This is a genomic window from Pseudomonas sp. GW823-FHT05G12 (assembly GCF_058795575.1).
The window spans coordinates 3848170-3872090 of sequence record NZ_CM179501.1 but is presented as its reverse complement, the minus strand read 5'-3'; the positions used below and the strand labels follow the sequence as shown (position 1 = coordinate 3872090).

Below are 23921 nucleotides of genomic sequence, written 5' to 3'. Positions count from 1 at the left end.
ACGTTATCTTATAACCAGCAGATGAAGGGTTGGTAGCGGTTTTTGTGCATCGGTGCTGTGAAGGGGTATTCAGGTCAGAAGCTGTAATCCACCGTCGCGAAGTACGACCGCGGCATCCCCATCAACCACTGCTGGCCGCTGAACGCCGACTGCACATACTCGCGATCGAACAGGTTGTTCAACTGCAACCCCAACTTCACATCCGGCAACACCTGCCAGGCGATGTTGGCATCGACCACGGTGTACCCGGGGGCGCTCTGGGTATTGGCGGTATCGGCATAGCGCTCATCCACATAGCGCGCCCCAATGCCGGCCTCCACCTGCTGGCCGAAGCCTTTGCTCAACCAAAGGTTGGCGGTACGCCGTGGCACGTTGGCCGGCCGGTTGCCTGCCCGGTCCTGCGGCATGCCGCCGACCATTTCGTCGAAGTCGTCGTACTTGGCGCGTACCAGCGATGCGTTGGCCGATACCTGCCACTGATGGGCCAGGGCCAGCTCCAGCGTCGCTTCCAGGCCATCGGAGGTCTGCTGCCCGGCTTGTTGCTTCTCGTGCGTGATCGGGTCGTCCACCAGCAGCTTTTTCTTGACGATGTGGTAGGCGGCAAGCGTCCATTCGCCACGTCCCTGCCAAAAGCGCTGCTTGAGGCCTGCCTCGGTCTGCTTCGCCTCGGTCAGGTCATAGTTCATCTGCGCGGGGCTGAGGCTGATGAGGTTGTTGACCCCGTCCTCGCTGGTCGAGTACTGGCCGTACAACGACAGGTCGTCGTTGAGTGCGTACACCAGCCCGACGCGCCAGTTGCCCCCTTGCAGGCTGCGATCGCTGCGGCTGTCGTTGGTCAGGTTGTCGCGGTCGATGTGGTTCTGGTCGCGACGCACACCGGTAACCAAAGACAGGCGGTCGCTCAATTGCAGGCGGTTTTCGGCAAACAGGGCAAAGGTATGGGTGGTCGAGAGCGTTTGCGGCCGCAACGGCGAGGCGCTATGAAACCAGCCTGGCTGTGGCTGCCACGGGTCGATGTAGTCGCCGCCCACATCGTTGTAGGGTGAATTGCTGTCGACGTTGAATCGCACCTTGTTGTACTCGGCACCGAGTACGGTCTTGCTGGCCAGGCCGAACAGGCTGTGGTCGAAGGTGAAGGTCTGGCGGTCACCGAACTGTTCCTGGTTGTGCTTGATCTCCAGGTAGCTGCCGCGCAGCAGCTGCTCACGCCCGGTGTCCCAGCTGTAGTCCTCGGCGTTGCGCCAGTGGCGGCGGCTTTTGATGTAGTACAGCTGGTTGCTGGCGCTGAGCTGGTCGTTCAGCGCCCAGTCGGTCGTGAGCCGGGTCCATTCATCAACGTACTGCTGCACGTCGTTCTGCACGTTGTAGTTCTTCTTGCGCAGGCTGCTGCGGTAGTGGCCGTCGATCAGCGGGGTACCGTAGTAGTTGGCAGGTTGTGCATCGCCGCGGTCATGGGCCAGCGTGAAGCTGAGGTCATCACTGGCATCGAAACGCAGCGCGGCGCTCAGGGCCAGGCTACGTGAAGTGGTGCGGTCGACCCAGCCATTGCCGGCCTGTTGGTTCAGCGTCAGGCGGTAGCTCAGGCGCTCGCTGAGGCTGCCGCCGCTGTCCAGGCCGAGCTGCTGTCGGTCCCACGAGCCGTAACCCAGGCGCAGGTGGTTGCGCACCTCGCCGGCAAAAGGTTTTTTCGGGATCACGTTGATCACTGCGCCGGTGGCGCCTTCGCCATGCAGTACCGAGGCCGGGCCGCGAATCACTTCGATGCGTTCGACCATCCACGGGTCGACCGGGAAGGTCTGGGTGCCGGCACCGGTGTACAGGCGCGCGCCGTCGAACAGGGTCATCACCGAGCTGTGGCCGGCAAAGCCGCGGGCAGACAGGCCAGTACCGCCGTCCCCCGGGGAGCCGACGAAGGTGATGCCCGGCGAGCGGGTCACTGCATCCTGCACCGTGATGTTGTTGCGCTGCTGAATCTGCCGTTCGCTGATGCTGCTGGTGCTGGCCGGTGTTTCCAGGGCGCTGAGGCCAAGGCGCGAGCCGGCCTGGGTCGGCGTGGCCAGGTCGATGGCGCGGCTGTCCTGGGTGTCGGTGATGGCCGTGGAAGGCAGGGCCAGAGGTTGCGGGTCGCGGTCATCAGCCAGCGCCGGCAGGGCGACGGCCAGGCAGGCCGCCAGGGGGTGAAGCTTGAACATACGGGACATGTCGTTCCACTGCTGCAGGAATGAATGGATCCCGGTGGAAAACACGCAAAGGCGAACCATGCAGGCAGGCGCGCGCACGGATTCCGGCCTGCGCCCGCCCACCGCGGGTTGCCAAGTGAAGCTCCAGGCCGGTCTCCGGGCTTGCGAGGGGCATGAAACCTTCACCTTCCCATGCTTGAGCACAGTGGTATCTCGAAGGGTTCGCTCGCTTACCGTTGCGGGGGCAGCACCGGACTTGTCGTGGGCAACACGACGCACCGGTTTCCCGTTTCACCCTGCGCGCGGCGGCGCAGGGCACCTGAAACTGGCGCGCATCTGACCACTGAAATGCTGGGGCGTCAAATGTTGGCGTGCTGTGAATGCTGAGAAAAAACAACAGGTTGTGCGTTCTTGGGGTGCCGATACCCCTTTGGCAAGAACATCAGGCCCCAGCGTGATGAGCTTGCCGGGAAGGCAGGCTTGCCTGAGATGGCTAGCGCCCGCGGCGCCGCGATACCCGTGCCTCGATGTTCTTGCGCCCGATCAGCAGGGGTGGCTTTTCCACCACCGGCTCATCCGCCAGCCACTTGTACATCACCAGGCAGTCCACCAGCCCCAGGCGGGCATGACGGTAGGCCTTGGGCAAACGGCCGACTGTTTCAAAGCCCAGCTTGTGCCATAGCGCCACGGCCACTTCGTTGCTAGCTACCACCGAGTTGAACTGCAATGCCAGAAAGCCTTCCTGGCGCGCCAGCTTTTGCGAGTGTTCGCACATCAAGCGCGCTACGCCCCGGCCGCGCGCCTGTTCGCAGACCATGTAGCCGCAATTGCCCACATGCGCACCAGGCCCGGCAGCATTGGGCTTGAGGTAATACGAACCCAGTAGCTCGCCATCTTCTTCGGCCAGCAGCGTGTGCAAGGGCAGCTCCAGCCACAGCTGGCGCGCCTGTTCGAAGCTCAGGGCCGGGTCGAAAGCGTAGGTTTCACGGGCTTGGACAATGGCCTGGAAGGTGGGCCAGAAACGATCGAAATCGTCCGGCGTCATGGGGCGAATGTGGATCATGCGGGTTCCTGCGCGGGGTGAGCCGCTCAGTCTGGGTGGCGCGGCGCCGTCGCGCAAGGGCGGCGACGCCGTTTGTGCTCAACCGTTGGCCTTGCCCACCGCGTCCATTGCACGGGCGGAGTACACCAGCGCGGCACCGGCGTTCATGGCCACGGCCACGCCGAGGGCCTCGGCAATTTCCTCGCGGCTGGCACCCGCTTTGACGGCCTGCTGCGAATGCACGGCGATACAGCCGTCGCAGCGGGTGGTCACAGCCACGGCCAAGGAAATCAGCTCGCGGGTCTTGGCATCCAGGTGGTTGGTCTTGGCGCCTGCACCGCTGGCGGTCATGTAGCCGGCTACGGTGTCGGGTGAGAGTTGCTTGAGATCGCCGATGCCGGCCATCAACTGCTTACGGTAGGCGTCCCAGTCCATCATGCTCATCGTCTTCACCTTGGGGTGGTTGCGAGTGGAGCTTTCAGGCTAGTCGAAACGTGGCACGTGCGAGGCGGTACTTTGGTGGGTAAACGCAGGCCACTCGTACAGTGGCCTGCGTTGCGCCTTCAGATGTAGATGAACACCAGCACCAACGCCGCGACCACTGCCCATTTTTCCAGGTAGTAGCGCATGCGGTTGCGCTTCTTCAGCGCCTTGCCACGCTCGCGGATCTTGTAGATGCGGGTGAACAGGCGGTTGATGCCACCGGTCTTGTCGCTGGCGTCGTTGGGCGCAGCGGCAGCGGCCATCACGTTGCGGCTGAACCAGCGGTTGAACGCGGTTGCCCAGCGGTACTTGAGCGGGCGTTCGACGTCGCAGAACAGGATGATGCGGTTGTGCTCGGTGGTGTTGGCTGCATAGTGGATGTAGGTTTCGTCGAAGATCACCCCCTCACCATCGCGCCAGGCGTATTTCTCGCCGTCCACGTCGATGTAGCAGCCGTCGTCATTCGGCGTGTCCAGGCCCAGGTGGTAGCGGTACGAACCGGCATACGGGTCACGGTGGCGCACCAGCTTGGCTCCCGGAGGCAGGGTGGCGAACATGGCGGCCTTGACCGTGCCGATGCCTTGCAGCAGCTCGGTCGTGCGTGGGCAAAGGGCCATTGCCGACGGGTGGCTTTCGCCATACCACTTCAGGTAAAAGCGCTTCCAGCCGGTCTTGAAGAACGAGTTGAAACCGACGTCATCGTAATTGTCGGATTTCTTGATTTCGCCTACGTGCAGCAACTGGCGGCCTTCCTCACGGATCTCCTGCCAGTGGTCCTGCAGCGGTTTCAGTTCCGGAAAGGCCTCGACCGGCAGGTAGGGCTTGGCCGGGTGTTTGGAGAACAGGTACAGGAAGCTGTTGATCGGGGCCAGGAAGCTGGAGTGGTCGCCCAGCTGGCGAGTCAGCTTGTGGCGAACCCGACCGCGCAAGTGAACATAGGCGATCGAGAGGGCGAAGATAAGTACGAGTGCAATTTTCATGGACGTTTACTTGTCGAAAAATGGCCATGCGCCATGGCATGAGCCCGCCAGCATAAACAATCATGGGGGCAGTTTGTACTTATTGTTATGAAACTGCGGGGCGACATTGGTGTAATACCTACCGTCTTGCGCAAACGTTTCATGTCAGGGAGTTTGTATGGTTCAGGATATACGTCCCAGCGGTAGCCCGTTCAAGCGGCTGTTCTTCGCCTTGCCGGTCAGCGACGCCCAGCGCCGTGACCTGGCCCAGTGGCGGCGCGGGCTGAACCTGCGCAGCGGCAAGCCGGTGCCGACGGCCAACTTCCACGTCACGCTGCTGTTCCTCGGTGATGTAGATACCGCCCAGGTGCCTGCGATCTGTGCGGCAGTCGATCAACTGGCGCTGCCGGCCAGGGCACCGCGGCTTCTGCTTGACCGCTTGCAGGTGTGGCAGCGGGCCGGCGCGCTGGTGCTGGAGCCACAGCAGACACCGCCAGCCCTGTTGCAACTGGTGTACGGCTTGCAGCAGGCACTGCTGCCGTTGGGGGTGGAGGCGGCCAACCGTGAGTATCGGCCACACTTGACCCTGTCCAGGGATTACCGCGGGCAACCACCCGAGGCCAGCAGCGCGCCGGAGTTCTACCTCAGCGCGCGCCACTTCACGCTTTACGAGTCACGCAAGGGCGCTTACCGGCCCTTGGCGCAGTGGCCGCTGGCAGGCTGACCCGGGGTCAGAGTTGCGGAGTGTATTTCACCGTCAGCATGAAGTTGCGTGGCTCGCCATAGTTGTTGCTGCCATTGAGCTGGTTGAAGCCTGCAACCCAGTACTTCTTGTCGAACAGGTTGTTGGCGTTGACGGCAAGGTTCACTTCGGGGGTTAGCTGGTACGCCAGGCGTGCGCTCCACACGGTATAGCCAGGCACGGTATAGGTACGCTCGTAGCCGAGGGTGTGGCTCTGGGTGGTGAAGCCCAGGCCGGTGCTCCAGCGCTGGCCGTCCAGTGGCAGGGTGTAATCGGCCCATGCACGTAGCATGTGCTTGGGTGTCCACTGGCTGAAGGTGCGGCCTTTCTCGTCAGGGTCATCGAGGAACTTGGTGGTGTTGTAGGTGTAGCCTGCGAACAGCTGCAGGCCACTCAGCACTTCGCCGCTGATTTCGGCTTCAACGCCTTGGCTGCGCACCTTGCCCGCTGCGGTGGAGCAGTACCAGTCATCGCAGGCGAAGCCCGAGGCTACGTCGGTGACGGCGCGATTTTCCTGGTCGTAGCGAAACAGTGCGATCGAGGCGTTGACCCGGCCGTCGAGGAGTTCGCCCTTCAAGCCCGTTTCGTAGTTGCTGCCGATCACCGGTTTGAGCGGCGTATTGCCCACGGCGCGTTCGGTTTGCGGTACAAACACGTCGGTGTAGCTAGCGTACCAGGCCCATTCGCGGGTCAGGTCATAGACAAAGCCGGCATAAGGGGTGACTTGGCCCGTTTCGGTCATACGGCTGGTGGGGTAGCGGGTACCGGAGTCGGTCAGGCTCTCGAAGTCGATCGAATCCCAGCTGTAGTCGAACCAGCTGACACGCGTGCCGAGGATCAAGGTCAGATCCTGGGTAGGCTTGATGCGCCAGGCGCCATACAGGCCCTTCTGGCGGATGTCGTAGCTGGCCCTGTTGGAGCGTGCAGCTTCGCCATCGAATACGCTGTCGCGGCTGGGCTCCGGGCGGTCATGGTCGATATCGAAGATGTTGCCGCCGGCGTCGAAGTTGCGCCAATAGGCGTCATCCGAGGTCAGTTTGGAGTAGTTGCCTCCCACGGTGATTTCGTGGGCCAGGGGACCGGTGTTGAAGTGGCCCACCACGTTCATGTCCAGGCCCAGCTTGGTCGAGTGAAAATCGGTGAGCCAGTCGGCGTAGGTGATGCCGCTGCCGTCAGGCGCAACGCCCTGGCGGGTGCTCTGCACGCGCTGGTGGGTGGATGTGTTGGTTTCATCCATGCGTACGGCTGCGGCCTTGAAGGTCCAGTCATCGTTGAAGCGGTGCTCAAGGTCCAGGTAGTACGTGGTGACGTCGGTTTCTGCGCGGCTCCAGCGGGCGCCGGTGTAAGTCGAACGCGGCAGGTCGACCGGTTTGCCACTGGCGTAGCGTGGGAGGCCGCGCAGCATCGGCCGGGACTGCTGACGGTTGTAGCTTATGCCGCCGCCCACTGTCGTCGCATCGGTCAGGTCGATGTCCAGCGCACCGTACAGCGAATGGTTTTTGCTCCAGACATAGTCGATGAAGCTGTCGCTTTGGTCCTCGTCAGCGACAAGCCGCCCGCGCACACGGCCGTCGATCGTCAGCGGGCCGCCGGCATCCAGCTGCAGGCCATAGTGGTCCCAGGAGCCAGCTTTGCCTGTCAGCGTAACGGCCGGCGCCGTTTGGCCACGCTTGCGCACCAGGTTGATTGCGCCACCTGGGCTGCCGGTGCCTTGCAACAGGCCCGAAGCACCGCGCAGCACTTCCACCCGGTCGAAGAACACCAGGTCCTGGGTTGCCCAGTTGCCCAGCGAATAGTTGTTTCGCGGAATCGGCACACCGTCGTACTGCCAGTCATCAATCTGAAAGCCACGCGAGGTCACGACCACGCCAGGGCCAATGCCCTGCGCGCCGACAATGCCTGTGGTGTGGTTAAGCGCGTCCTGCAAGTCGGTGATGCCCTGGTCATCCAGTTGCTTGCGCGTGATGACGGTGACCGACTGGGGAATCTCCTTGAGGGTGTGCGTGCCTTTGCCCAGGGTCACCGCGCGGGCGGCATACGACCCGGTGCCTTCGCTGGTTGCGTCCACATAGTTGTCGGTGATGCTGGTGCTGCCCAGCTCCATGACGTCGCTGCCCAGGTTGCCGGGCGCCACACTGAAATGGCCCTCGGCGGAAACCCGCAACTGCAAGCCGCTACCGGCCAGCGCAGCTTGCATGGCCTGCTCGGCACTCATCTGGCCGACCACGGCAGGTGCCTGCTTGCCGTGCACCAGTGCTGGCTCCAGCGCGATGATGTGGCCGCTCTGGCTGGCGATGCGGTTGAGCGTGTGAGCCAGGCTGGCCGGTGGCAGGTCGAACACTTGGGTTTGCGCCTGGGCAAGCACGTTGAAGCTGGCCAGGGCAGCGACCAGGGGCAGGGCGCGGGGCAAGGGGTTGTACACGGATTACTCCCGAATGAAGTGGCTGTCAGGAGGTATGTGGGATGAGCAAAGAAAACTTGCCACGATTGCGAATGATTTTGATAAATATTTCTATCTGTCGGAGTTCAGGTCGATCAACATCAGCCACGGGCCATAGCGCTCCACGCTGATTGGAAGGGCCTCGGCCAAGGCCTTGAACGCCTGCTGTGGCTGGTCCAGAGGAAATACGCCCTGCACCCGCAGATCGCGTGCCGCGGGGGCGAGCCGGATGTAGCCGCGCTGGTAGGGGCGCAGCGCGTCGACCACCACATGCAGAGGCTGGTCGAGGACCTCCAGGCGGCCCTCCAGCCATGCAGCACGTTGCTGTTGCTCGCCTGTCAGGCGCTCAATGGTGTTGTTCCGTAGCAGGGCAGCCTGCCCTTGCTGCAGCTCCGCCCACTGTCCATTGGCCAGACTGGCGCGGACGCTGTGCTGCAGTACCACAACACGTGTGGCGTCCTGCTCCTGGCTGACCAGAAACCGCGTCCCCAACGCCTGCACTTGCCCTTGCGCGGTGCGCACGCGCAAGGGGCGCAACGGATCGCGCGCAACCTGGATCAGCAACTCGCCGTGACGCAGCACCAGAAGGCGCTGCCCGGCATCGAACTGCACGTCGACCGCACTGGCACTGTTCAGGCTCAGGCGGCTGCCGTCTGCCAAGGTAAAACTGCGCCGCTCGCCACGGCCCGTGTGCAAATCGGCCAGCCAGCCCTGGGTGGTGTCGCTGCGCCAACCACCCCACAGCGCCGCGCCGAACAGCCCCAGACTGGCCATGGCGCCAAGTACGTCACGCCGTGAGCGAGTAGGCTGCATCAGCAATCGGCGTGCCTCTGCTGCTTGGCCAGGGGCCCGCTGATCCAGGGCGAGCAACGCGGCGAACGGATGGCCAAGGCGTTGCTCCAGGCGGTTCCAGGCCTGTTGGTGAGCGGGGTCTTGCTGCAGCCACAGCCTGACCCGTTGCAGCAGCGCCGGGTCAGGCGTAGCGGCCCTGAGCTCCACCATCCAGTCGATGGCCTGCTCGCTGACCCGGTCCAGAGCAGGCCTGCTCATGGCTGCACCTCGCACAGGTAACATTGGCGCAGCGCCTGTTTCATGTAGCGGCTGACAGAGCGTTCACTGATCTGCAGCTTTGCCGCGATGTCGGCGTAGTGCATGCCGTCGAGCTGGCTGTAGAGGAAGGTGGCTTTGACGACTGCCGGCAAGCCGTCCAGTGCCTGATCGATACTCACCAGGGCCTCGATCAGCAGCAGTTGCTCCTCGGCCGATGGCGCTACGGCCTCAGGCAGCCGTGCCAGGTGTTCCAGGTAGGCCTGCTCGAGCTGGCGACGGCGATGGCGGTCGAAGATCAGCCGACGGGCGATGACGGTGAGGTAGGCGCGAGGCTGCTGAATGCTGTCTGGGTCGACACGTGCGCCGAGCATCTGGCAGAACGTTTCGGCGGCGGTGTCCTCTGCGTCGGCGTGGTTGCGCAGGCGTTTCTGGATGTGCTGGAGCAACCAGCGATGGTGGTCGCTGAAGAAAAAGCCCAGTTTACGGGTCGATGTGCTGTCCAACGCCTGGCTTCCGGTTGTGAGTGTGAATCGTTCTCAATGGTAGCCGGGTCGTCTGATTTCCTGCAATGGGGTGGCTTGCAGAACCGAGGCTGCCGCTACCTGAGTAGCGGCACTGTGCCGGTTCAGGCTGCGGCCTGGCAATCTGCAAACAGTTTTTTGCCCAAAGCGTGTGCGTGGTGCAAGTGGGGAAGTTGGTCAGCCCCTTCGCTGTCATCCAGCAATGTGGAACTGAGTACTTCTGCGCCGCAATAGTCGAAGATGCCGTGCTCGATCTGCACGCGCATCGCCTCGCCATAGCCATGCCGCTCGAAGGTGCCTGTATCGGCACCTGCAATGCCGACCAGGTGAACCTTCATGCCGCGCAATTTCTTGACCGTGGTGCCCCCTTCATAGTCGAACGCCCAGCCGTTGCTGAATACCCGCTCGACCCACCCCTTGAGCAAGGCCGGCAGCGACCACCAGTAGATCGGATAGACCAGCACCAGGGCATCGGCGCGCTCGATGCGTGCCTGCTCGTTGAGTACATCGGCCGGCGGTGCTGCCAGCCGGCGGTGCACGGCATGGTCTGCCAGGCTGAAGCGGGGGTCGAAGCCTTCGCTGGCCAGGTCGGCGATTTCGCTGCTGTGGCCGACGCTGGCCAGGCCGTCGGCAACCTGCCGGGCCAGCGCGTGGGTGAGGGATTGCGGGTCATGGTGACCGACGACGATCAGAGCGTGCATGGTGGCTCTCCATTCAAGGATGCAGGGTAGCCTGAAGCGTTATATACTCCAGGTAAGTTACGATTAGTAAGTTACTTTTGGTAGGTAATCGATGTCAAGCGATGATCAAGCACGTTCCCGCAAGCGCCTGAGCCGCGACGACCGACGCAGGCAGTTGCTGGATATGGCCTGGCAATTGGTGCGGGAGGAGGGTACCGATGCCTTGAGCCTGGGCCGCCTGGCCGAACAGGCGGGGGTGACCAAGCCGGTGGTCTACGACCATTTCGAGACCCGCAACGGGCTGCTGGTGGCGCTGTATCAGGAATACGATGCGCGTCAGTCGCAGATGCTGGCGCGAGCCTTGGCCAGCTGTGAAGCCAGCCTGGCCAGCCGCGCCCGGGTGATCGCCGAGGCCTACGTGGACTGCGTAATGAGCCAGGGCCGGGAGATACCTGGAGTGTCGGCAGCGCTGGCCGGGTCGCCGGAAATGGAGGCGCTGAAGCGGGCGTACGAGCAGCCGTTCCTGGACAAGTGCCGCGAAGCCTTGGCCGGGTTTTCGCCCAGCGGCAATGTAGGGGTTGCCGGCATGCGCCTGCTGGTGGGGGCAGCGGATGCACTGTCCCAGGCGGCTGCAGCAGGGGAACTGGAGGCCGGGCAGGCCAAGGCTGAGCTCAAGGCCGCAATTATCGCCATGGTCGAACGGCAAACATGAAGCGCCGACCACTGTGTGTGGGCATGCTTGATAAACTGGCTTCGCTACACAGGCAAGCTCTGATAGGGCTGTTCATCCCCCGGGCTGCGTTCGAACTGGCGCTTGTACTCGCGGCTGAACTGCGAGGTGCTCTGATAGCCCACCCGGTGCGCAGCCTGTGCCACGCCCAGGCCTTCGCCAATCAGCATTTGCTGCGCCTTGAGTAGCCGCAAGCGCTTCAGGTACTGCATCGGCGCCATGTCGGTGCAGCGCTTGAAGTGTTCATGGAAGGTCGAAACGCTCATGTTGGCCCGCGCGGCCAGTGCCTCCACGCTCAGCGGCTCGGCGTAGTGCTCGCGCAGGTGGGCGAGGGCGGCGCCGATGCGGGCGAAGTGCCCCTGTTGCTCCACCAGTGCCCGCAAAACACCGGCCTGCGGGCCGCGCAGCGCGGTATACAGCACCTCGCGTACGCGCGCCGGGCCCAGTACCTTGGCGTCAAGCGGGTCGTGCAGGCAGTGCAGCAGCCGTTCCACACTTTCGCGCATGGGTGCATCCAGTGCCGCCGAGGTCATCGATTGCGGGGTTTGCGCCTGCACTTCAGCGTCCGGTGCCAAGCCCATGCTCTGCACCAACTCGCCCAGCACGCCACGGTCGATGCCCACCGCCACGCCCAGCAATGGCGCGTCAGGGGTGGCGAAGGTTTCGCACATGAACGGCACCGACAACGCCTGCACCAGGTAATGCCCGGCGCCGTACTCCAGGGTGCGAGGCCCCAGGCGCGCCAGTTTGCTGCCCTGGGCCAGGATCATGAGGCTGGGTTCGTAGATCTGTGGGCTGCTGGCCACATAGTGGTCCCAGCTCAGCACCTGCACCTGGGGCAGGAGGGTGGGCACGAAGCCCGGGCGCGTGGTGAGGCTGCGGATCAGTGAGCAGAGCGGCGCATTGGCATCGACGTGACGGGTCAGTTGCATGGTGGACCAGGGGCAGAGAATCAGACAGCTTGATCATCGCAGATTGAGGGCGTGGCGCCAGCCATGGCTTGGCATCTTCGTAGAATCAGGCATGCATGCCGGAGAATCAGCCGTGGGCGAGGCGGCGAACGACGCGCAGAATGCGTCGCCTGAATCGTTTCACTTCACTGCGAGGCCCTGCATGTATACCGCCATCGGTTATGCCGCTCAAACCCCCACCAGCCCCCTGGCTCCCATGACGTTCCAACGCCGCAGCCCGCGCCCGGATGACGTCGCCATCGACATCCTGTACTGCGGCGTGTGCCACTCCGACATCCACCAGGCGCGCAACGAATGGGGCATTGCCGTGTACCCGCTGATGCCGGGCCACGAGATCATCGGCCGGGTCACGGCGGTGGGCGACAAGGTCACCGCGCACAAGGTCGGTGACCTGGTGGGCGTCGGCTGCATGGTCGACTCGTGCCGTACCTGTGAAGCCTGCGCCAAGGACCTGGAGCAATATTGCCTCGAAGGCCCGACCATGACCTACGCCACCCCGGACCGGGTCGACGGCAGCAACACCATGGGGGGGTACTCCAGCAGCATCGTGGTCAGCGAGCACTTCGTGGTGCGCATACCGGCCGGCATGGACCTGCCCAGCGCTGCACCTATTCTGTGTGCCGGCATCACCACCTATTCGCCGCTCAAGCACCACGGCGTTGGCCCAGGCCACAAGATCGGCATCCTCGGCATGGGCGGCCTGGGTCACATGGGCATCAAACTGGCCAAGGCCCTGGGTGCGGAAGTGACCCTGTTCACGCGCTCCCAAGCCAAGGCCGAGGAAGCGCGCCGCCAGGGGGCCGACCATGTGATTGTCTCCACTGATGCCGAGCAGATGCGCGCCGCTGCCGGCCGTTTCGATTTCCTGCTCGACACCATTCCGGTGCAGCACGACCTCAACCCGTACCTGGAAACGCTGAAGTTCGACGGTGTGCACATCCTGGTCGGCCTGATCGAACCGATCGACCCGGCATTGCACGCGGCCAACCTGGTGATGAAGCGCCGGGTGCTGGCGGGGTCGTTGATCGGGGGGATTGCCGAGACTCAGGAAGTGCTGGACTTCTGCGCCGAGCACGACATCCGTTGCGATATCGAGATGCTGGACATCCGCAACATCAACCAGGCCTATGAGCGGATGATTGCCGGTGATGTGAAGTACCGGTTCGTGATCGACATGGCCACGCTACAGGGCTGATTGATCGGTTGCCTGTACGGGCCTTTTCGCGGGCAAGCCCGCTCCTACACAGGAGCGGGCTTGCCCGAGGTCGGGCCGGTACAGGCAGCAACGATGCAGCCGTTTTACCAGGCCATTGGCTTGTCCCAGCCCTTCCAGAACAACCATCGCCGCACCTCGCTGTGCGCCCCGGTACCGATCTGCCACTCGGGCCGCCCGCTATCCAGCGCAATCACCGAAATAACCCCCGCATGGCTCGCCGCCACCAGCGTTTGCCCGTCGGCGCTGATATCCATCGCACTGATGGTCGAGCCCAGGTAATGCTGCCAATGCTCCGTACCCTCTTCGCCAAACGCCCGCAGGTAGCCATAAGCATCCCCTACGATGTACTCGCCATTGCGCGCAACCCCCGCATACACCCTTGCGCCATCCTGCACCAGCGGGGTACGCGGGTCCTGGCTGTAGTAATCGGTATCCAGCCCGTGCAGGTCTGCCACCCTCACGGCCAGCGTGGCACCGCTGTAGAAATGGCAGGCATTGACGATCAACTGGTCCCCCGCGCGGTTGAACAAGGCAAAGTGCGGGTATTCACTGCCCGGGCCGATGTGCGCCAGCGGCTTGAGTCGTTCGTCCAGAACAAGATGTCGGCTGCCTTGCTCACCCACGACGATCAGCCGGCCATCCGCCGACACCGCACCATGCTCCATGCTCAGCCCCAGGCTGATGTCGTCCGGGTCGGTGCCCTCGGCCAGCTCTTCGAGCACGCGTGCCTGCTGTGGCAGCAGGCGAGTCGCACCTTGAGTGGCCAGCACGAAGATACCTTCGGCGCTCACCAGCAGTACTCGCTGGCCATCGGGGAAGGGGATCAGCGCGGTCGGTGTGGGCGGCAGGTCGAACGGCTCGAACGGGTAACCTGGCGGCAACCCCTCCAGCCCCGTGGGCCAGGCCAGGCGTTGCACTTGCGGGCCGCCCCAGCCATCGGTCACACGCACGCCCTCGGCATTGGCCAGGGCGAAGTAGCGCCGCGCGGGGCAGCGGCCAAAGTGTTCGATGCCGATGACCGGGGTTACCCCATGGTGGTCGATACGCACCACCTGGCCCTTGTCGTAAGGCATGCCGATGCGGGCCAGCAGGCTGCCATCTTCCAGCAGCAGGACATGGCTGATGCCTTGGCCGTGGTCTTCGAGCAACGGTATCAAGGGGTGGTGTGCGGGTGGCCAGGCCTTGCGGAATGCCTGGCGCTGCGGTTCGTCGACGCCAGGGCGGTTGGCTGCCTGCAGGGCTGCCAGCCAGGCATCGAGCAGGTGTTCGGTGGCGGGTGCCTGCGGCTCTTCGAGGTTGTCCCAGCCGTGCGCACGGCCCTGCGCGACGTAGTCGTTGACGGCCTGGGCATAGGCGATGACTGCCTGCTGCCACTGCTGCTGGGGGTGTTGCTTGTCCATGAGCGGATCGGGCTCCTTGTTGCACACGCGTTTCACACAAAGCGCGCATGGTACTCCTTCTGCCTGCCTTGCGGTTGTGAGGCCCCAGCTTGGCGCGTACCATGCCGGGCATTCCTATCCATAACAAAAACGTACGTTGGCAGCCCTGCAAGCGGGTGGCTGGCGTGCGACCTGTTGCCTTGTCTGCGGAGAAGCGGTTTCCACCCATGAACGGACCCATACCCACTCACCTGCCGCCCACAACGGGCAGCGGCAGCTGGCTGAGCGTCATCGCCCTGGCCTTGGCGGCCTTCATTTTCAACACCACCGAGTTCGTCCCGGTGGCGCTGCTCAGTGACATTGGCCGCAGCTTCGACATGAGCACTGCCCAGGTCGGCCTGATGCTGACCATCTATGCCTGGATCGTGGCGCTGGCCTCGTTGCCCATGATGTTGCTGACCCGCAACATCGAACGGCGGCGTCTGCTGCTGTTCGTGTTCCTGGTGTTCGTTGTCAGCCACTTGCTGTCCTGGCTTTCGCAAAGCTTCGCCATGCTGCTGGTCAGCCGCATCGGCATTGCCCTGGCGCATGCGGTGTTCTGGTCCATCACCGCTTCGCTGGCGGTGCGTGTGGCGCCGCCGGGCCAGCAGGCCAAGGCGCTGGGCCTGCTGGCCACCGGTACTACCCTGGCCATGGTCCTGGGCATCCCGCTGGGCCGTGTGGTGGGCGAGGCACTGGGCTGGCGCATCACGTTCCTGAGCATTGCCGGGGTAGCGCTAGCCGCCATGCTGTGCCTGATGAAATCGCTGCCGCTGCTGCCCAGCCAGAACTCCGGTTCGTTGCGCAGCCTGCCGGTTCTGTTCAAGCGCCCGGCACTGGTCATTACCTACTTGCTGGTAACGCTGGTCATTACCGCGCAGTTCACGGCCTACAGCTATATCGAGCCGTTCGCCCTGCACGTAGCGCAGATCGGCGGCGACCGCACCACGCTGTTGCTGCTGTTGTTCGGCGGTGCCGGGGTTTTTGGTTCGTTGTTGTTCAGCCGTTACAGCGAACGCTTCCCGCATGGCTTCCTGGTGGGTTCGATCGGGGTACTCGCCGCGTGCCTGTTGCTGATGTTGCCGCTGTCGGGCAACTTCTATGTGTTCGCAGTGCTGAGCATGTTCTGGGGCGTGGCAATTCTCAGCTTCAGCCTGGCGCTGCAGTCCAAGACCCTGAAGCTGGCGTCCGACGCCACCGATGTGGCCATGGCGCTGTTCTCGGGTATCTACAACATCGGCATTGGCGGTGGTGCGCTGCTCGGCAGTATCGTCAGCAGCCAGATGAACGTGGCGGATATCGGCCTAGTGGGCGGCAGCGTGGCAGTGGTCGGGCTGGTACTGGCCGTTGCCAGTACCCGGCGCTTTCGCGAGGCGTTGACACGTTGAGCCGAGGCCGCTCAGGCCCCTTGCCAGTCAAGCAGAGACTCAGGCCAATACTGCAGCCCATGCTGATATCAACAAAACCCCCGCCAATACCTGGTTGAACACCCGCAATCGCCCCGGTGCCTGCAGCCACCGGGCGCTCCCCACCCCCAACACCGCCCAGGCGGCCATGCTCGGCAGAGCGATCAGCAAGAACACCAGCGCCAGCTGCCACACGGGCAACGACGGCGCGGCAAATACCCCGACCACCGCCACGGCCATCAACCACACCTTGGGGTTCACCACCTGCAACGAGGCCGCACTGAGCGCACTGAAGCCTTGTGCCGTGGCCGCGTGGAGCGGGGCGGCGGCACTGCGCAGCATCTTCCACGCCAGGCTGCTCAGCCACAGCACCCCGGCCCAGCTCATCAGCTGTTGCGCCAAGGGGTAGCGCAGCAGCAGTTCGCCCAGCCCCAGCCCGACGAGCAGCACAATGGAGGCAGCCGCGCCACACGCCGCCACGATCGGCGCCAGGCTTGCGCGCAGGCCCCGGCGGGCGCCATGGGCCAGGATCAACAGGTTGGTCGGCCCCGGGCTGATACTGGACACCAGGGCAAACAGAATGAAGGGCAACAGCGACTCAGACATGGTTCATGGGCTCCGTAACATCGAAGCACCATGCTCGCTGCCCGCCGGCACTCAGTCTGGAAGGTTTGAGCAGCGCCTGCGGTAGTCGGCGGGGGTCAACTGGTAGGCGCGGCGGAACCAGCGCCCCAGGTGGCTCTGGTCGGCAAAGCCCAACGCCACGGCCACTTCGGCAGGTGTCTGGCCTTGGGCAAGCAGGCGCCGCGCGCGGGCCAGGCGCAGCTGGATCAGGTAGGCATGGGGTGCAATGCCGAACGCTGCCTTGAACGCACGCGTCAGGCGGAAGCGGTCGATGCCGCAGGCCTGGGCCAGGTCCTCCAGGCCGATGTCGCGTTCCAGGTTGGCATGCAGGAAGTCCCGGGCGCGCTGTGCGGTCAGCGGCAGGCGCGGGTCGGGGTTGATGCGGCGGCGCCAGTGCAGGTGGCGGGTCAGGCAGGCCAGCAGATCGTCCATGGCCGTTTGCCTGACGATGCGCAAGTCCTGGTGATGCACGGCCCTGAAGGCCAGGGCGGTGGCCCGTGCCAGGCGTTCGTCGTGGCACAGGGTGTCGGCGAAGCTGGGCAGGCTGTCGCCCGGCGCGTGCTCGTACAGCGCGCGCAGCTGTTGGTCGAGCCAGGCGGGCTCCAGGTACAGCGTCGAATAGGTGAAGCCTTCTTCGGTGGGCGCCAGGCCATCGTGGATGTCGCCAGGCTCAAGTAAAAATACCTGCCCCGGCGTGCTGCGGTGGCGCACCCGGCGGCAGTTGAACTGCTGCACGCCCTGCTCGGTCACGCCGACCAGGAAGCTGTCGTGCCAGTGGGGGTCATAGGCATGGCCGACAAAATGCGCACGGACCGACTCGATGCCGGTGTCGGCGTCTTGTTTGAAGTCGATCCAGTTGCTCATGGACGTGTACCGTGGGGTAAATGGCTACCTTAGCGCAACGCCCCCGGCTCAGTCTGGAACGATTGTGCAGCCGTTGGTCAGTGCCCGGGCGCGCAGGGCCTCGAAGCGTTCGCGTAGCCACAGGTGCAATTGCGTCACGGCAGGCGTGAGCTGCTTGCGATGAGGGCAGACCAAGGCCAGCGGGGTAGGCTCGCCGATCAATTCGGGCAGGACGATTTCCAGTTCACCTGCCGCGATATTGGCGCTGACATCCAGCCACGACTTGTAGACGATACCTTCCCCCTGGATGGCCAGGCGGCGGATGACGTCGGCATCGTCACTGACCAGCGGCCCACGCACCTGCACGGTGCGGTTACCCAGCTGCCACTTGTCGTACACCCGGCTGTGCTGCATGTACAGCAGACAGGCATGCTGCTGCAGCGCGTCGGGGGTAAGCGGGCGGCCGTGGCGGGCCAGGTAGTCGGGCGAGGCCACCAGCACGCGGCGGTTCCATTCGGCCAGTGGCAGGGCGATGTAGTTGGCATCCTGGTTGAGGCCATAGCGGATGGCCACATCCACAGGGTCGCGGTTGAGGTCGGCCATCTGGTCGGACAGGAAGAAGCGCAGTTGCAATGCCGGGTGGTCGCGGCGGAAAGCGCTGAGCCAGGGCAGCAGCATGTTGCGGCCCATGTCGGAAGGGGCCGACACCTGCAGGGTGCCGCGCAGGCTATTGGGGTTGCCATGCAGATCTTCATGGCCCTGGCGCAGGCTTTCCAGCACATTCAGCGCGGTTGGCAGGTAGCGCTCGCCCTCGGCGGTCAGGCGCAGGCTGCGGGTGGTGCGGGCGAACAGGCGTACATCCAGGTCGCGTTCCAGGCGTTTGATCGCGGCCGCCACCTGGCCTGGCAGCAGGCCTGCTTCATGGGCAGCGGCAGTGAAGCTACCCAGCACGCTGCTGCGGGCAAACAGTTCGAGGTCGGTGATGCGCAGCATTTTCATTCCAGGGATGAAAGTGTTGTTACATTGTGCCGCTTTTTCTTTTTTGCTGGAAAGATAAGATGCCCGGCAAACCCATTGTTCACTCCGGAGTTGTCGCATGGATACCGTATCGCTGGCCAAGCGCCGTTACACCACCAAAGCTTACGATGCCTCACGCCGCATTCCCCAGGCCACTGTCGATGCCCTGCTCGAACAACTGCGCCACAGCCCGTCGTCGGTCAATTCCCAGCCTTGGCATTTCATCGTCGCCGACACGGCCGAAGGCAAGGCCCGCCTGGCCAAGAGCACTGCTGAGGGTTATGCCTACAACACGCAGAAGCTTCTCGATGCCTCGCACGTGATCGTGTTCTGCACCCGTACCGAGATGACTGAAGAACACCTGAACGCCGTGCTCGATCAAGAGGCCGCCGATGGCCGTTTCCGTGATGAGCAAGCGCGCGCCGGGCAAAACCAGAGCCGCCGCCACTACGTCAACCTGCACCGCTTCGACCAGAAGGATGTGCAGCACTGGATGGAAAAGCAGACCTACCTGGCGCTGGGTACTGCCTTGCTGGGTGCGGCGGCGCATGGGCTGGATGCCACGCCGATCGAGGGCTTCGACAGCAAGGTCCTCGATGCCGAACTGGGCTTGCGTGAGCGTGGGTTCACCAGCGTGGTGATCCTGAGCCTGGGTTACCGCAGCGAGGCGGATTTCAACGCCGGGCTGAACAAGTCGCGGTTGCCGGCATCGCAAGTGTTCACCTTCCTCTGAAGTTTTTGGGGCCGCTTTGCGGCCCTGGCAACGCTGGCGGTCAATCTGGCAAAGCCCTGGCTTCGACCGCCCGACCCGGCAAACTGGCAATGACCCGGCATATACCGCATACTTGTCGGCAAATGCCGAAAAGGAGCATGCCATGCTTGCCGAAGTGCTTCGCGACAACGGTTATCACGAGTACCGGGCGCGCCTGCAGGCGCTGCTGGACATTCCCGAGCTTGCCAGCGACTTCGAAATTCACACCCGCATCACCGATGGTTTTGCCGCCACCTGGTTGGTGAAGCTGACCGAGCGCGGTGTGCTCACCCCGGTGGAGCGCGACCAGATCATTCCGCTGCGCACCCTCAAATCCCGTATCGAGCGCGACCAACCGCTGACCGTGGATGAGAGCGATCGGCTGTTCCGCTCGGCCCACATCACCGCCATGGCCGAGGCCGTGTTCGGTGAAGCGGGCAAGGCCAAACGCTGGCTTTCCAAGCCCAAGGAACGTTTCTCGGGGCTGACGCCGATGCAGATGCTCACCACCCAGCAAGGCACCACTCAGGTCGAAGAAATGCTGCTGCAGATTGCCGAGGGCTATGGCCTGTGATTTTGTGGCGAATCAGCGCCTATGCAGACTTGAGCGGTACGGGGGGCTTGCGTGTAAGTGGCCGCTGGCACCAGGCGGGTCGGCCGGTGGTGTATGCCGCCACCAGTCCTCCCGGGGCGATGCTGGAAGTGTTGGTGCACCTGGAGATCGACCCCGAGGATTTCCCTACCACCATGCGCTTGCTGCGCATCGAACTGCCTGACACGGTTTCCCAGGCGCAGTTGCCCGCTTTGCAGCCCGGCTGGTCTGCCCAGCCTGAGTTGACCCGTACGCTGGGCAATCGCTTTCTGGATGACTGTTCGGCATTGCTGCTGCCGGTGCCAAGCGCGATCATGCCCAGCACCACCAATTACCTGTTCAACCCACGGCACCCGCAGGCGCAGAGCGCGAAAATCCAGGTTGAGGATTTCACGCCGGACAGCCGCCTGTTCTAGTGTGGTGTTTCTGAAACACCACACTAGGGCGTGGTCACCACAGTGCGGCCGATGCTGACGCCAGCACCCGGCCAAACACGTCGAGTGCCTTGTCCACGTCCGCCTCGGTGCTGAAACGGCCGATGCTCAAACGCACACTGTTGCGTGCCTGACGCTCATCCAGCCCCAGTGCCAGCAGCACGTGCGAGGCAGCGTTGCTCGCCGAGTTGCAGGCCGAGGTGGTCGACAAGGCCAGCTCGCCGGCCAGCGCCGCGCTGTTGAAGCCCTTGCTGTCGATGCACAGGTTCAAGGTATGGGGAATGCGTTGCTTGGCGCAGCCGTTCAGGGTAATGCCGGGCATGGCCAGCAGGCCTGTGCGCAGGCGTCTTGCCATTTGCTCGAGGCGCTGGTGTTCGCTGTCGCCAGGTTGGCCGGCCAAGGCAAAGGCACTGCCCATGCCCGCTATCTGATGGGTCGCCAGGGTGCCGGAACGCAGGCCCTGCTCATGGCCGCCGCCGTGCATCTGCGCACGCATCAGCACGCGGGCGCGCGGCCCGACATACAGCGCGCCGATGCCTTTTGGCCCGTAGACCTTGTGCGCCGAAAAAGACATCAGGTCCACGGCCATCGTATGCAGGTCGATAGCCAGCTTGCCCACGGCCTGCGCGGCATCCACGTGCAGCAGGGCACCGTGGGCACGCACCTGCTCGCCGATCGCGGCAAAGTCGGTGACCGTGCCCAGTTCGTTGTTGACCGCCATCAGCGATACCAGGCGGGTGTCAGCGCGCAACGCTGCCTGCACGCTTGCAGGCTGGATCAGGCCATCGGCATCCGCTGCCAGGCGAGTAACGGCCCAGCCCTGGCGCTCCAGTTCGGCCACGGTGTCGAGCACGGCCTTGTGTTCCAGCTGGCTGGTGATCAGGTGTCCGGGCTGGCCGATGCCTTGGGCAATACCCTTGAGCGCCAGGTTGTTGGACTCGGTCGCTCCCGAGGTCCATACCAGCTGCTCGGCGTGCGCGCCGACGCACTCGGCGACTTGCTGGCGCGCCTGCTCCACGGCGTGACGTGCAGCCTGGCCGAAGGCGTGGCCGCTGGAAGCCGGGTTGCCGAAGTTGGCCTGGTTACCCAGGCAGGCGAGCATGGTTTCGATAACCCGGTCGTCGACGGGGGTAGTGGCGGCGTAATCGAAGTAGAGTGGGGCGCTAGGCATTGAGGGCGGGTCCGTGTCAGTGGCCGTGAAATCGGCGATCATTGACGTAAGCGTACCTGCCTACAGCGGTATTTTTTTCGTTTCCCTCAGGTCGATTCGCGATTATTTTAGAAAAAAATTCTCTATAGAAGATTTTTCATGGAATTTTCTACTTTGCCTGGTGAGGGGCCATCAATGGCAGCTCACCGGCACCTTCAGGCGTGCTCCAGAGCCTTTTCTTCCTCTGCCACCACGCGCTCGCACAATTCGGTGATCTGTTCGCGCATCCAGCGGTTGGCTGGGTCCTGGTCGGTGCTTTCATGCCAGTACAGGTGCGTTTCCAGTGCAGGGACCTCCACCGGCAGCGCCTGATAACGCAATTGATGGCGACGGGCGAAGCGCTCGGGAACCGTCATCGCCATGTCGGTCTGCTGCAACACCTGTGACGCCATCAGGTAGTGTTGCGAACGCAGGGCGACCTTGCGTTGAACACCCATCTTGCCCAGTGCCAGGTCGACGTAACCCAGGCCGTTGCGGCGGCTGGAGATATGGATGTGGGTCATGCCCAGGTAGCTGTCGAGGGTCAGCTTGCTGTCGGCCAGCGGGTGACCCTGGCGCAGGGCGCAGACATAGCGGTCCTGCATCAGTTTGATGTGGCGCACCTGCGGGTCGGTGTTCAGTGGCGCGTCGATGGCAAAGTCCAGGCGGCCGGCCGCGAGTTCCTTGGTGGTCTCGCGGCGCTTGCACAGGAAACTCTCGATCATTACCGCCGGCGCCAGGCGGCGCAGGCGCTGGAACAGCGGCGGCAAGATGACCGCCTCGGTCAGGTCGGTCATGCTGATGCGGAAGGTCTTGTTGGCCTGCTGCGGGTTGAACGTGCGGCTTTCCTGCACCGATGTCCGCAACAGCGCCAGCGCGTTGCGCACAGGGCCGATGATGTTCTGCGCCATGGGTGTGGGCACCATGCCTTGCGCGGTACGCACGAACAGCGGGTCATTGAAGGTTTCGCGCAGGCGCGACAGGGCATTGGACACTGCCGGCTGGGTAATGCCGACGATCTGCCCGGCGCGGGTCAGGTTGGCTTCGGTGTAGATCGCATCGAACACGATGAACAGGTTGAGGTCGACCTTGCTAAGGTTCATGGGCGCCGCTCTTTGTTGGAATTATCGGCCGATCATATATCGGTTATGAATGTTTATACACGCGGAAAATAGACTAGGTGGATGGAGCAATGCTGCTCTAGGCTCTGGCCCACGTACTCCGAACTGTGAAGGTAGCCCAGATGGATTTCGCCTATTCGCCCAAGGTCCAGGCACTGCGCGAGCGTGTCACTGCGTTCATGGACGCTTATGTCTACCCCGCCGAAGCCGTGTTCGAGCGCCAGGTCGCCGAGGGTGACCGCTGGCAGCCCACTGCAATCATGGAGGAGCTTAAAGCCAAGGCCCGCGCCGAAGGGTTGTGGAACCTGTTCTTGCCCGAGTCGGAATACGGCGCTGGCCTGAGCAACCTGGAGTACGCCCCGCTGGCAGAGATCATGGGCCGCTCGTTGCTCGGGCCGGAGCCGTTCAACTGCTCCGCGCCGGACACCGGCAACATGGAAGTGCTGGTGCGCTATGGCAGCGAGGCGCAGGAACGCCAGTGGCTGGAGCCGCTGCTGCGCGGCGAGATCCGCTCAGCGTTTGCCATGACCGAACCGGACGTGGCCTCCTCGGACGCCACCAACATGGCTGCTACCGCCATACGGGACGGTGACGAGTGGGTGATCAACGGCCGCAAGTGGTGGACGTCCGGCGCCTGCGACCCGCGCTGCAAGGTCATGATCTTCATGGGCCTGTCTGACCCTGAAGGGCCACGCCACCAGCAGCATTCCATGGTGCTGGTGCCTACCGACACGCCGGGCGTGAAGATCGTTCGCCCGCTGCCGGTGTTCGGATATGACGATGCGCCCCATGGTCATGCCGAAGTCCTTTTCGAGAATGTGCGGGTGCCGTACGAAAACGTGATCCTTGGCGAAGGCCGCGGCTTCGAAATTGCCCAGGGCCGCCTGGGTCCAGGGCGTATCCACCACTGCATGCGCTCGATCGGCATGGCCGAGCGCGCACTGGAGCTGATGTGCAAGCGCTCGGTGGAGCGTACTGCTTTCGGTCGGCCACTGGCACGCCTGGGCGGCAACGTCGACAAGATCGCCGACTCGCGCATGGAAATCGACATGGCCCGGCTGCTGACGCTCAAAGCGGCCTACATGATGGACACTGTCGGCAACAAGGTGGCTCGTAGCGAGATCGCCCAGATCAAGGTGGTGGCGCCGAACGTGGCCTTGAAAGTGATCGACCGGGCTATCCAGATACATGGTGGGGCAGGGGTAAGCGGCGATTTCCCGCTGGCCTACATGTATGCCATGCAGCGCACCCTTCGTCTGGCTGACGGGCCGGATGAAGTGCACCGGGCCGCGATTGGCAAGTACGAAATTGGCAAGTATGTGCCGGTGGAGATGTTGCGTAGCGGGCGGTGAACGCGTCAGCCTGCGCCGGCCCATTCGCGATCAAACCCGCGCCTGCAGTGATTGCGCAAAGTCCTGCAACTTGTAGGACGTATCTGAATTTTGGCTGAGGCCACTTGAATCTCCCTTGCTGGTGATAGGTTTCCAACCTGAATCAAGTACAGGGAGTTCA

Annotated in this window: 23 protein-coding genes and 1 riboswitch; of the genes, 8 read left to right on the top strand and 15 right to left on the bottom strand. The window is 63.6% G+C overall.

What is annotated here, in order from left to right:
* Positions 1-74: 74 nt before the first annotated feature.
* The 4 genes from AC3RCM_RS17720 to lpxO form a co-directional block, all read right to left on the bottom strand.
* Positions 75-2201, bottom strand: coding sequence for a TonB-dependent receptor (locus AC3RCM_RS17720; protein ID WP_064492464.1), 2127 nt, complete (start codon positions 2199-2201; stop codon positions 75-77).
* A gap of 109 nt (positions 2202-2310) precedes the next feature.
* A riboswitch (cobalamin riboswitch) is annotated at positions 2311-2518 on the bottom strand.
* Positions 2519-2673: 155 nt separating this feature from the next.
* Entirely contained in the window at positions 2674-3243 is a 570-nt protein-coding gene (locus tag AC3RCM_RS17715) for a GNAT family N-acetyltransferase (RefSeq protein WP_049587612.1), read from the bottom strand.
* Between the two features lie 78 nt (positions 3244-3321).
* Positions 3322-3666 carry a carboxymuconolactone decarboxylase family protein gene (locus AC3RCM_RS17710; protein ID WP_014591592.1) on the bottom strand — a complete coding sequence of 115 codons (345 nt, stop codon included), beginning with the start codon at positions 3664-3666 and terminating at the stop codon, positions 3322-3324.
* Positions 3667-3785: 119 nt separating this feature from the next.
* Positions 3786-4685 (bottom strand): lipid A hydroxylase LpxO, encoded by a 900-nt coding sequence (gene lpxO, locus AC3RCM_RS17705; RefSeq protein WP_020193192.1) that lies wholly within the window; start codon positions 4683-4685, stop codon positions 3786-3788.
* A gap of 157 nt (positions 4686-4842) precedes the next feature.
* On the opposite strand from lpxO, the gene thpR reads away from it, so the two are divergent.
* Positions 4843-5388, top strand: a complete 546-nt coding sequence (gene thpR, locus AC3RCM_RS17700) for an RNA 2',3'-cyclic phosphodiesterase (protein WP_064492446.1) — start codon at positions 4843-4845, stop codon at positions 5386-5388.
* A gap of 7 nt (positions 5389-5395) precedes the next feature.
* Here the strand turns inward: thpR and AC3RCM_RS17695 are convergent, their stop codons facing one another.
* The 4 genes from AC3RCM_RS17695 to AC3RCM_RS17680 all read right to left on the bottom strand — a co-directional run bounded on the left by AC3RCM_RS17695 (position 5396) and on the right by AC3RCM_RS17680 (position 10118).
* Positions 5396-7828 carry a TonB-dependent siderophore receptor gene (locus tag AC3RCM_RS17695; RefSeq protein WP_492629039.1) on the bottom strand — a complete coding sequence of 811 codons (2433 nt, stop codon included), beginning with the start codon at positions 7826-7828 and terminating at the stop codon, positions 5396-5398.
* A 90-nt stretch (positions 7829-7918) separates the two neighbouring features.
* The gene (locus AC3RCM_RS17690; RefSeq protein WP_409322508.1) at positions 7919-8896 is read right to left on the bottom strand and encodes a FecR family protein; all 978 of its coding nucleotides are present in this window, start codon (positions 8894-8896) and stop codon (positions 7919-7921) included.
* Positions 8893-9399 carry a sigma-70 family RNA polymerase sigma factor gene (locus tag AC3RCM_RS17685; RefSeq protein ID WP_336086238.1) on the bottom strand — a complete coding sequence of 169 codons (507 nt, stop codon included), beginning with the start codon at positions 9397-9399 and terminating at the stop codon, positions 8893-8895. The genes AC3RCM_RS17690 and AC3RCM_RS17685 overlap by 4 nt, the downstream gene beginning before the upstream one ends.
* A 122-nt stretch (positions 9400-9521) precedes the next feature.
* The gene (locus tag AC3RCM_RS17680; protein WP_064492450.1) at positions 9522-10118 is read right to left on the bottom strand and encodes an NAD(P)H-dependent oxidoreductase; all 597 of its coding nucleotides are present in this window, start codon (positions 10116-10118) and stop codon (positions 9522-9524) included.
* A gap of 91 nt (positions 10119-10209) precedes the next feature.
* On the opposite strand from AC3RCM_RS17680, the gene AC3RCM_RS17675 reads away from it, so the two are divergent.
* The gene (locus AC3RCM_RS17675) at positions 10210-10809 is read left to right on the top strand and encodes a TetR/AcrR family transcriptional regulator (RefSeq protein WP_076403271.1); all 600 of its coding nucleotides are present in this window, start codon (positions 10210-10212) and stop codon (positions 10807-10809) included.
* 44 nt (positions 10810-10853) lie between these two features.
* On the opposite strand, the gene AC3RCM_RS17670 is transcribed toward AC3RCM_RS17675, so the two are convergent.
* Positions 10854-11759, bottom strand: coding sequence for an AraC family transcriptional regulator (locus AC3RCM_RS17670; RefSeq protein ID WP_064492452.1), 906 nt, complete (start codon positions 11757-11759; stop codon positions 10854-10856).
* A gap of 181 nt (positions 11760-11940) precedes the next feature.
* Between AC3RCM_RS17670 and calA the strand changes: the two genes are divergently transcribed.
* Positions 11941-12993 (top strand): vanillin reductase, encoded by a 1053-nt coding sequence (gene calA, locus AC3RCM_RS17665; protein ID WP_010953379.1) that lies wholly within the window; start codon positions 11941-11943, stop codon positions 12991-12993.
* A 104-nt stretch (positions 12994-13097) separates the two neighbouring features.
* Here calA and AC3RCM_RS17660 read toward each other — a convergent pair whose 3' ends face one another.
* Positions 13098-14414: a YncE family protein gene (locus tag AC3RCM_RS17660; protein ID WP_064492453.1), complete on the bottom strand. Its 1317-nt coding sequence runs from the start codon at positions 14412-14414 to the stop codon at positions 13098-13100.
* Positions 14415-14620: 206 nt separating this feature from the next.
* Here AC3RCM_RS17660 and AC3RCM_RS17655 point away from each other — a divergent pair, with 206 nt between their 5' ends.
* Positions 14621-15820 carry a sugar transporter gene (locus AC3RCM_RS17655; protein ID WP_064492454.1) on the top strand — a complete coding sequence of 400 codons (1200 nt, stop codon included), beginning with the start codon at positions 14621-14623 and terminating at the stop codon, positions 15818-15820.
* 39 nt (positions 15821-15859) lie between these two features.
* Here AC3RCM_RS17655 and AC3RCM_RS17650 read toward each other — a convergent pair whose 3' ends face one another.
* From AC3RCM_RS17650 to AC3RCM_RS17640, 3 genes are read right to left on the bottom strand one after another with little or no spacing between them, the layout of a single operon-like run.
* A complete protein-coding gene (locus tag AC3RCM_RS17650; RefSeq protein WP_064492455.1) occupies positions 15860-16444 on the bottom strand; it encodes a LysE family translocator in 585 nt (194 codons plus the stop codon).
* Between the two features lie 51 nt (positions 16445-16495).
* Positions 16496-17326 (bottom strand): AraC family transcriptional regulator, encoded by an 831-nt coding sequence (locus tag AC3RCM_RS17645; protein ID WP_064492456.1) that lies wholly within the window; start codon positions 17324-17326, stop codon positions 16496-16498.
* A gap of 48 nt (positions 17327-17374) precedes the next feature.
* On the bottom strand, positions 17375-18298 hold the full coding sequence (locus tag AC3RCM_RS17640) for a LysR family transcriptional regulator (protein ID WP_010953383.1): 924 nt from the start codon (positions 18296-18298) through the stop codon (positions 17375-17377).
* Positions 18299-18401: 103 nt separating this feature from the next.
* On the opposite strand from AC3RCM_RS17640, the gene nfsB reads away from it, so the two are divergent.
* The 3 genes from nfsB to AC3RCM_RS17625 all read left to right on the top strand — a co-directional run bounded on the left by nfsB (position 18402) and on the right by AC3RCM_RS17625 (position 20081).
* Positions 18402-19055, top strand: coding sequence for an oxygen-insensitive NAD(P)H nitroreductase (nfsB, locus tag AC3RCM_RS17635; RefSeq protein WP_014591578.1), 654 nt, complete (start codon positions 18402-18404; stop codon positions 19053-19055).
* Positions 19056-19197: 142 nt separating this feature from the next.
* Positions 19198-19647, top strand: coding sequence for an Xre family toxin-antitoxin system antitoxin (locus AC3RCM_RS17630; protein WP_003250525.1), 450 nt, complete (start codon positions 19198-19200; stop codon positions 19645-19647).
* Positions 19644-20081 carry an RES family NAD+ phosphorylase gene (locus AC3RCM_RS17625; protein WP_003250527.1) on the top strand — a complete coding sequence of 146 codons (438 nt, stop codon included), beginning with the start codon at positions 19644-19646 and terminating at the stop codon, positions 20079-20081. Before AC3RCM_RS17630 ends, AC3RCM_RS17625 begins: the two co-directional genes overlap by 4 nt.
* A 34-nt stretch (positions 20082-20115) precedes the next feature.
* Here the strand turns inward: AC3RCM_RS17625 and AC3RCM_RS17620 are convergent, their stop codons facing one another.
* Both AC3RCM_RS17620 and AC3RCM_RS17615 read right to left on the bottom strand, forming a co-directional pair.
* A complete protein-coding gene (locus AC3RCM_RS17620; RefSeq protein ID WP_492629038.1) occupies positions 20116-21270 on the bottom strand; it encodes a cysteine desulfurase family protein in 1155 nt (384 codons plus the stop codon).
* Positions 21271-21464: 194 nt separating this feature from the next.
* Positions 21465-22391 (bottom strand): LysR family transcriptional regulator, encoded by a 927-nt coding sequence (locus AC3RCM_RS17615; RefSeq protein WP_010953387.1) that lies wholly within the window; start codon positions 22389-22391, stop codon positions 21465-21467.
* 140 nt (positions 22392-22531) lie between these two features.
* Between AC3RCM_RS17615 and AC3RCM_RS17610 the strand changes: the two genes are divergently transcribed.
* Entirely contained in the window at positions 22532-23761 is a 1230-nt protein-coding gene (locus AC3RCM_RS17610; protein ID WP_492629037.1) for an acyl-CoA dehydrogenase, read from the top strand.
* The last annotated feature ends 160 nt before the right edge of the window (positions 23762-23921 follow it).

Bases quoted from the DNA above. Each gene is read 5' to 3' on its own strand.
- AC3RCM_RS17720 (WP_064492464.1), bottom strand. From the start codon at position 2,201: ATGTCCCGTATGTTCAAGCTTCACCCCCTGGCGGCCTGCCTGGCCGTC.
- AC3RCM_RS17715 (WP_049587612.1), bottom strand. From the start codon at position 3,243: ATGATCCACATTCGCCCCATGACGCCGGACGATTTCGATCGTTTCTGG.
- AC3RCM_RS17710 (WP_014591592.1), bottom strand. From the start codon at position 3,666: ATGAGCATGATGGACTGGGACGCCTACCGTAAGCAGTTGATGGCCGGC.
- lpxO (WP_020193192.1), bottom strand. From the start codon at position 4,685: ATGAAAATTGCACTCGTACTTATCTTCGCCCTCTCGATCGCCTATGTT.
- thpR (WP_064492446.1), top strand. From the start codon at position 4,843: ATGGTTCAGGATATACGTCCCAGCGGTAGCCCGTTCAAGCGGCTGTTC.
- AC3RCM_RS17690 (WP_409322508.1), bottom strand. From the start codon at position 8,896: ATGAGCAGGCCTGCTCTGGACCGGGTCAGCGAGCAGGCCATCGACTGG.
- AC3RCM_RS17680 (WP_064492450.1), bottom strand. From the start codon at position 10,118: ATGCACGCTCTGATCGTCGTCGGTCACCATGACCCGCAATCCCTCACC.
- AC3RCM_RS17675 (WP_076403271.1), top strand. From the start codon at position 10,210: ATGTCAAGCGATGATCAAGCACGTTCCCGCAAGCGCCTGAGCCGCGAC.
- AC3RCM_RS17670 (WP_064492452.1), bottom strand. From the start codon at position 11,759: ATGCAACTGACCCGTCACGTCGATGCCAATGCGCCGCTCTGCTCACTG.
- calA (WP_010953379.1), top strand. From the start codon at position 11,941: ATGTATACCGCCATCGGTTATGCCGCTCAAACCCCCACCAGCCCCCTG.
- AC3RCM_RS17660 (WP_064492453.1), bottom strand. From the start codon at position 14,414: ATGGACAAGCAACACCCCCAGCAGCAGTGGCAGCAGGCAGTCATCGCC.
- AC3RCM_RS17655 (WP_064492454.1), top strand. From the start codon at position 14,621: ATGAACGGACCCATACCCACTCACCTGCCGCCCACAACGGGCAGCGGC.
- AC3RCM_RS17650 (WP_064492455.1), bottom strand. From the start codon at position 16,444: ATGTCTGAGTCGCTGTTGCCCTTCATTCTGTTTGCCCTGGTGTCCAGT.
- AC3RCM_RS17645 (WP_064492456.1), bottom strand. From the start codon at position 17,326: ATGAGCAACTGGATCGACTTCAAACAAGACGCCGACACCGGCATCGAG.
- AC3RCM_RS17640 (WP_010953383.1), bottom strand. From the start codon at position 18,298: ATGCTGCGCATCACCGACCTCGAACTGTTTGCCCGCAGCAGCGTGCTG.
- nfsB (WP_014591578.1), top strand. From the start codon at position 18,402: ATGGATACCGTATCGCTGGCCAAGCGCCGTTACACCACCAAAGCTTAC.
- AC3RCM_RS17630 (WP_003250525.1), top strand. From the start codon at position 19,198: ATGCTTGCCGAAGTGCTTCGCGACAACGGTTATCACGAGTACCGGGCG.
- AC3RCM_RS17620 (WP_492629038.1), bottom strand. From the start codon at position 21,270: ATGCCTAGCGCCCCACTCTACTTCGATTACGCCGCCACTACCCCCGTC.
- AC3RCM_RS17615 (WP_010953387.1), bottom strand. From the start codon at position 22,391: ATGAACCTTAGCAAGGTCGACCTCAACCTGTTCATCGTGTTCGATGCG.
- AC3RCM_RS17610 (WP_492629037.1), top strand. From the start codon at position 22,532: ATGGATTTCGCCTATTCGCCCAAGGTCCAGGCACTGCGCGAGCGTGTC.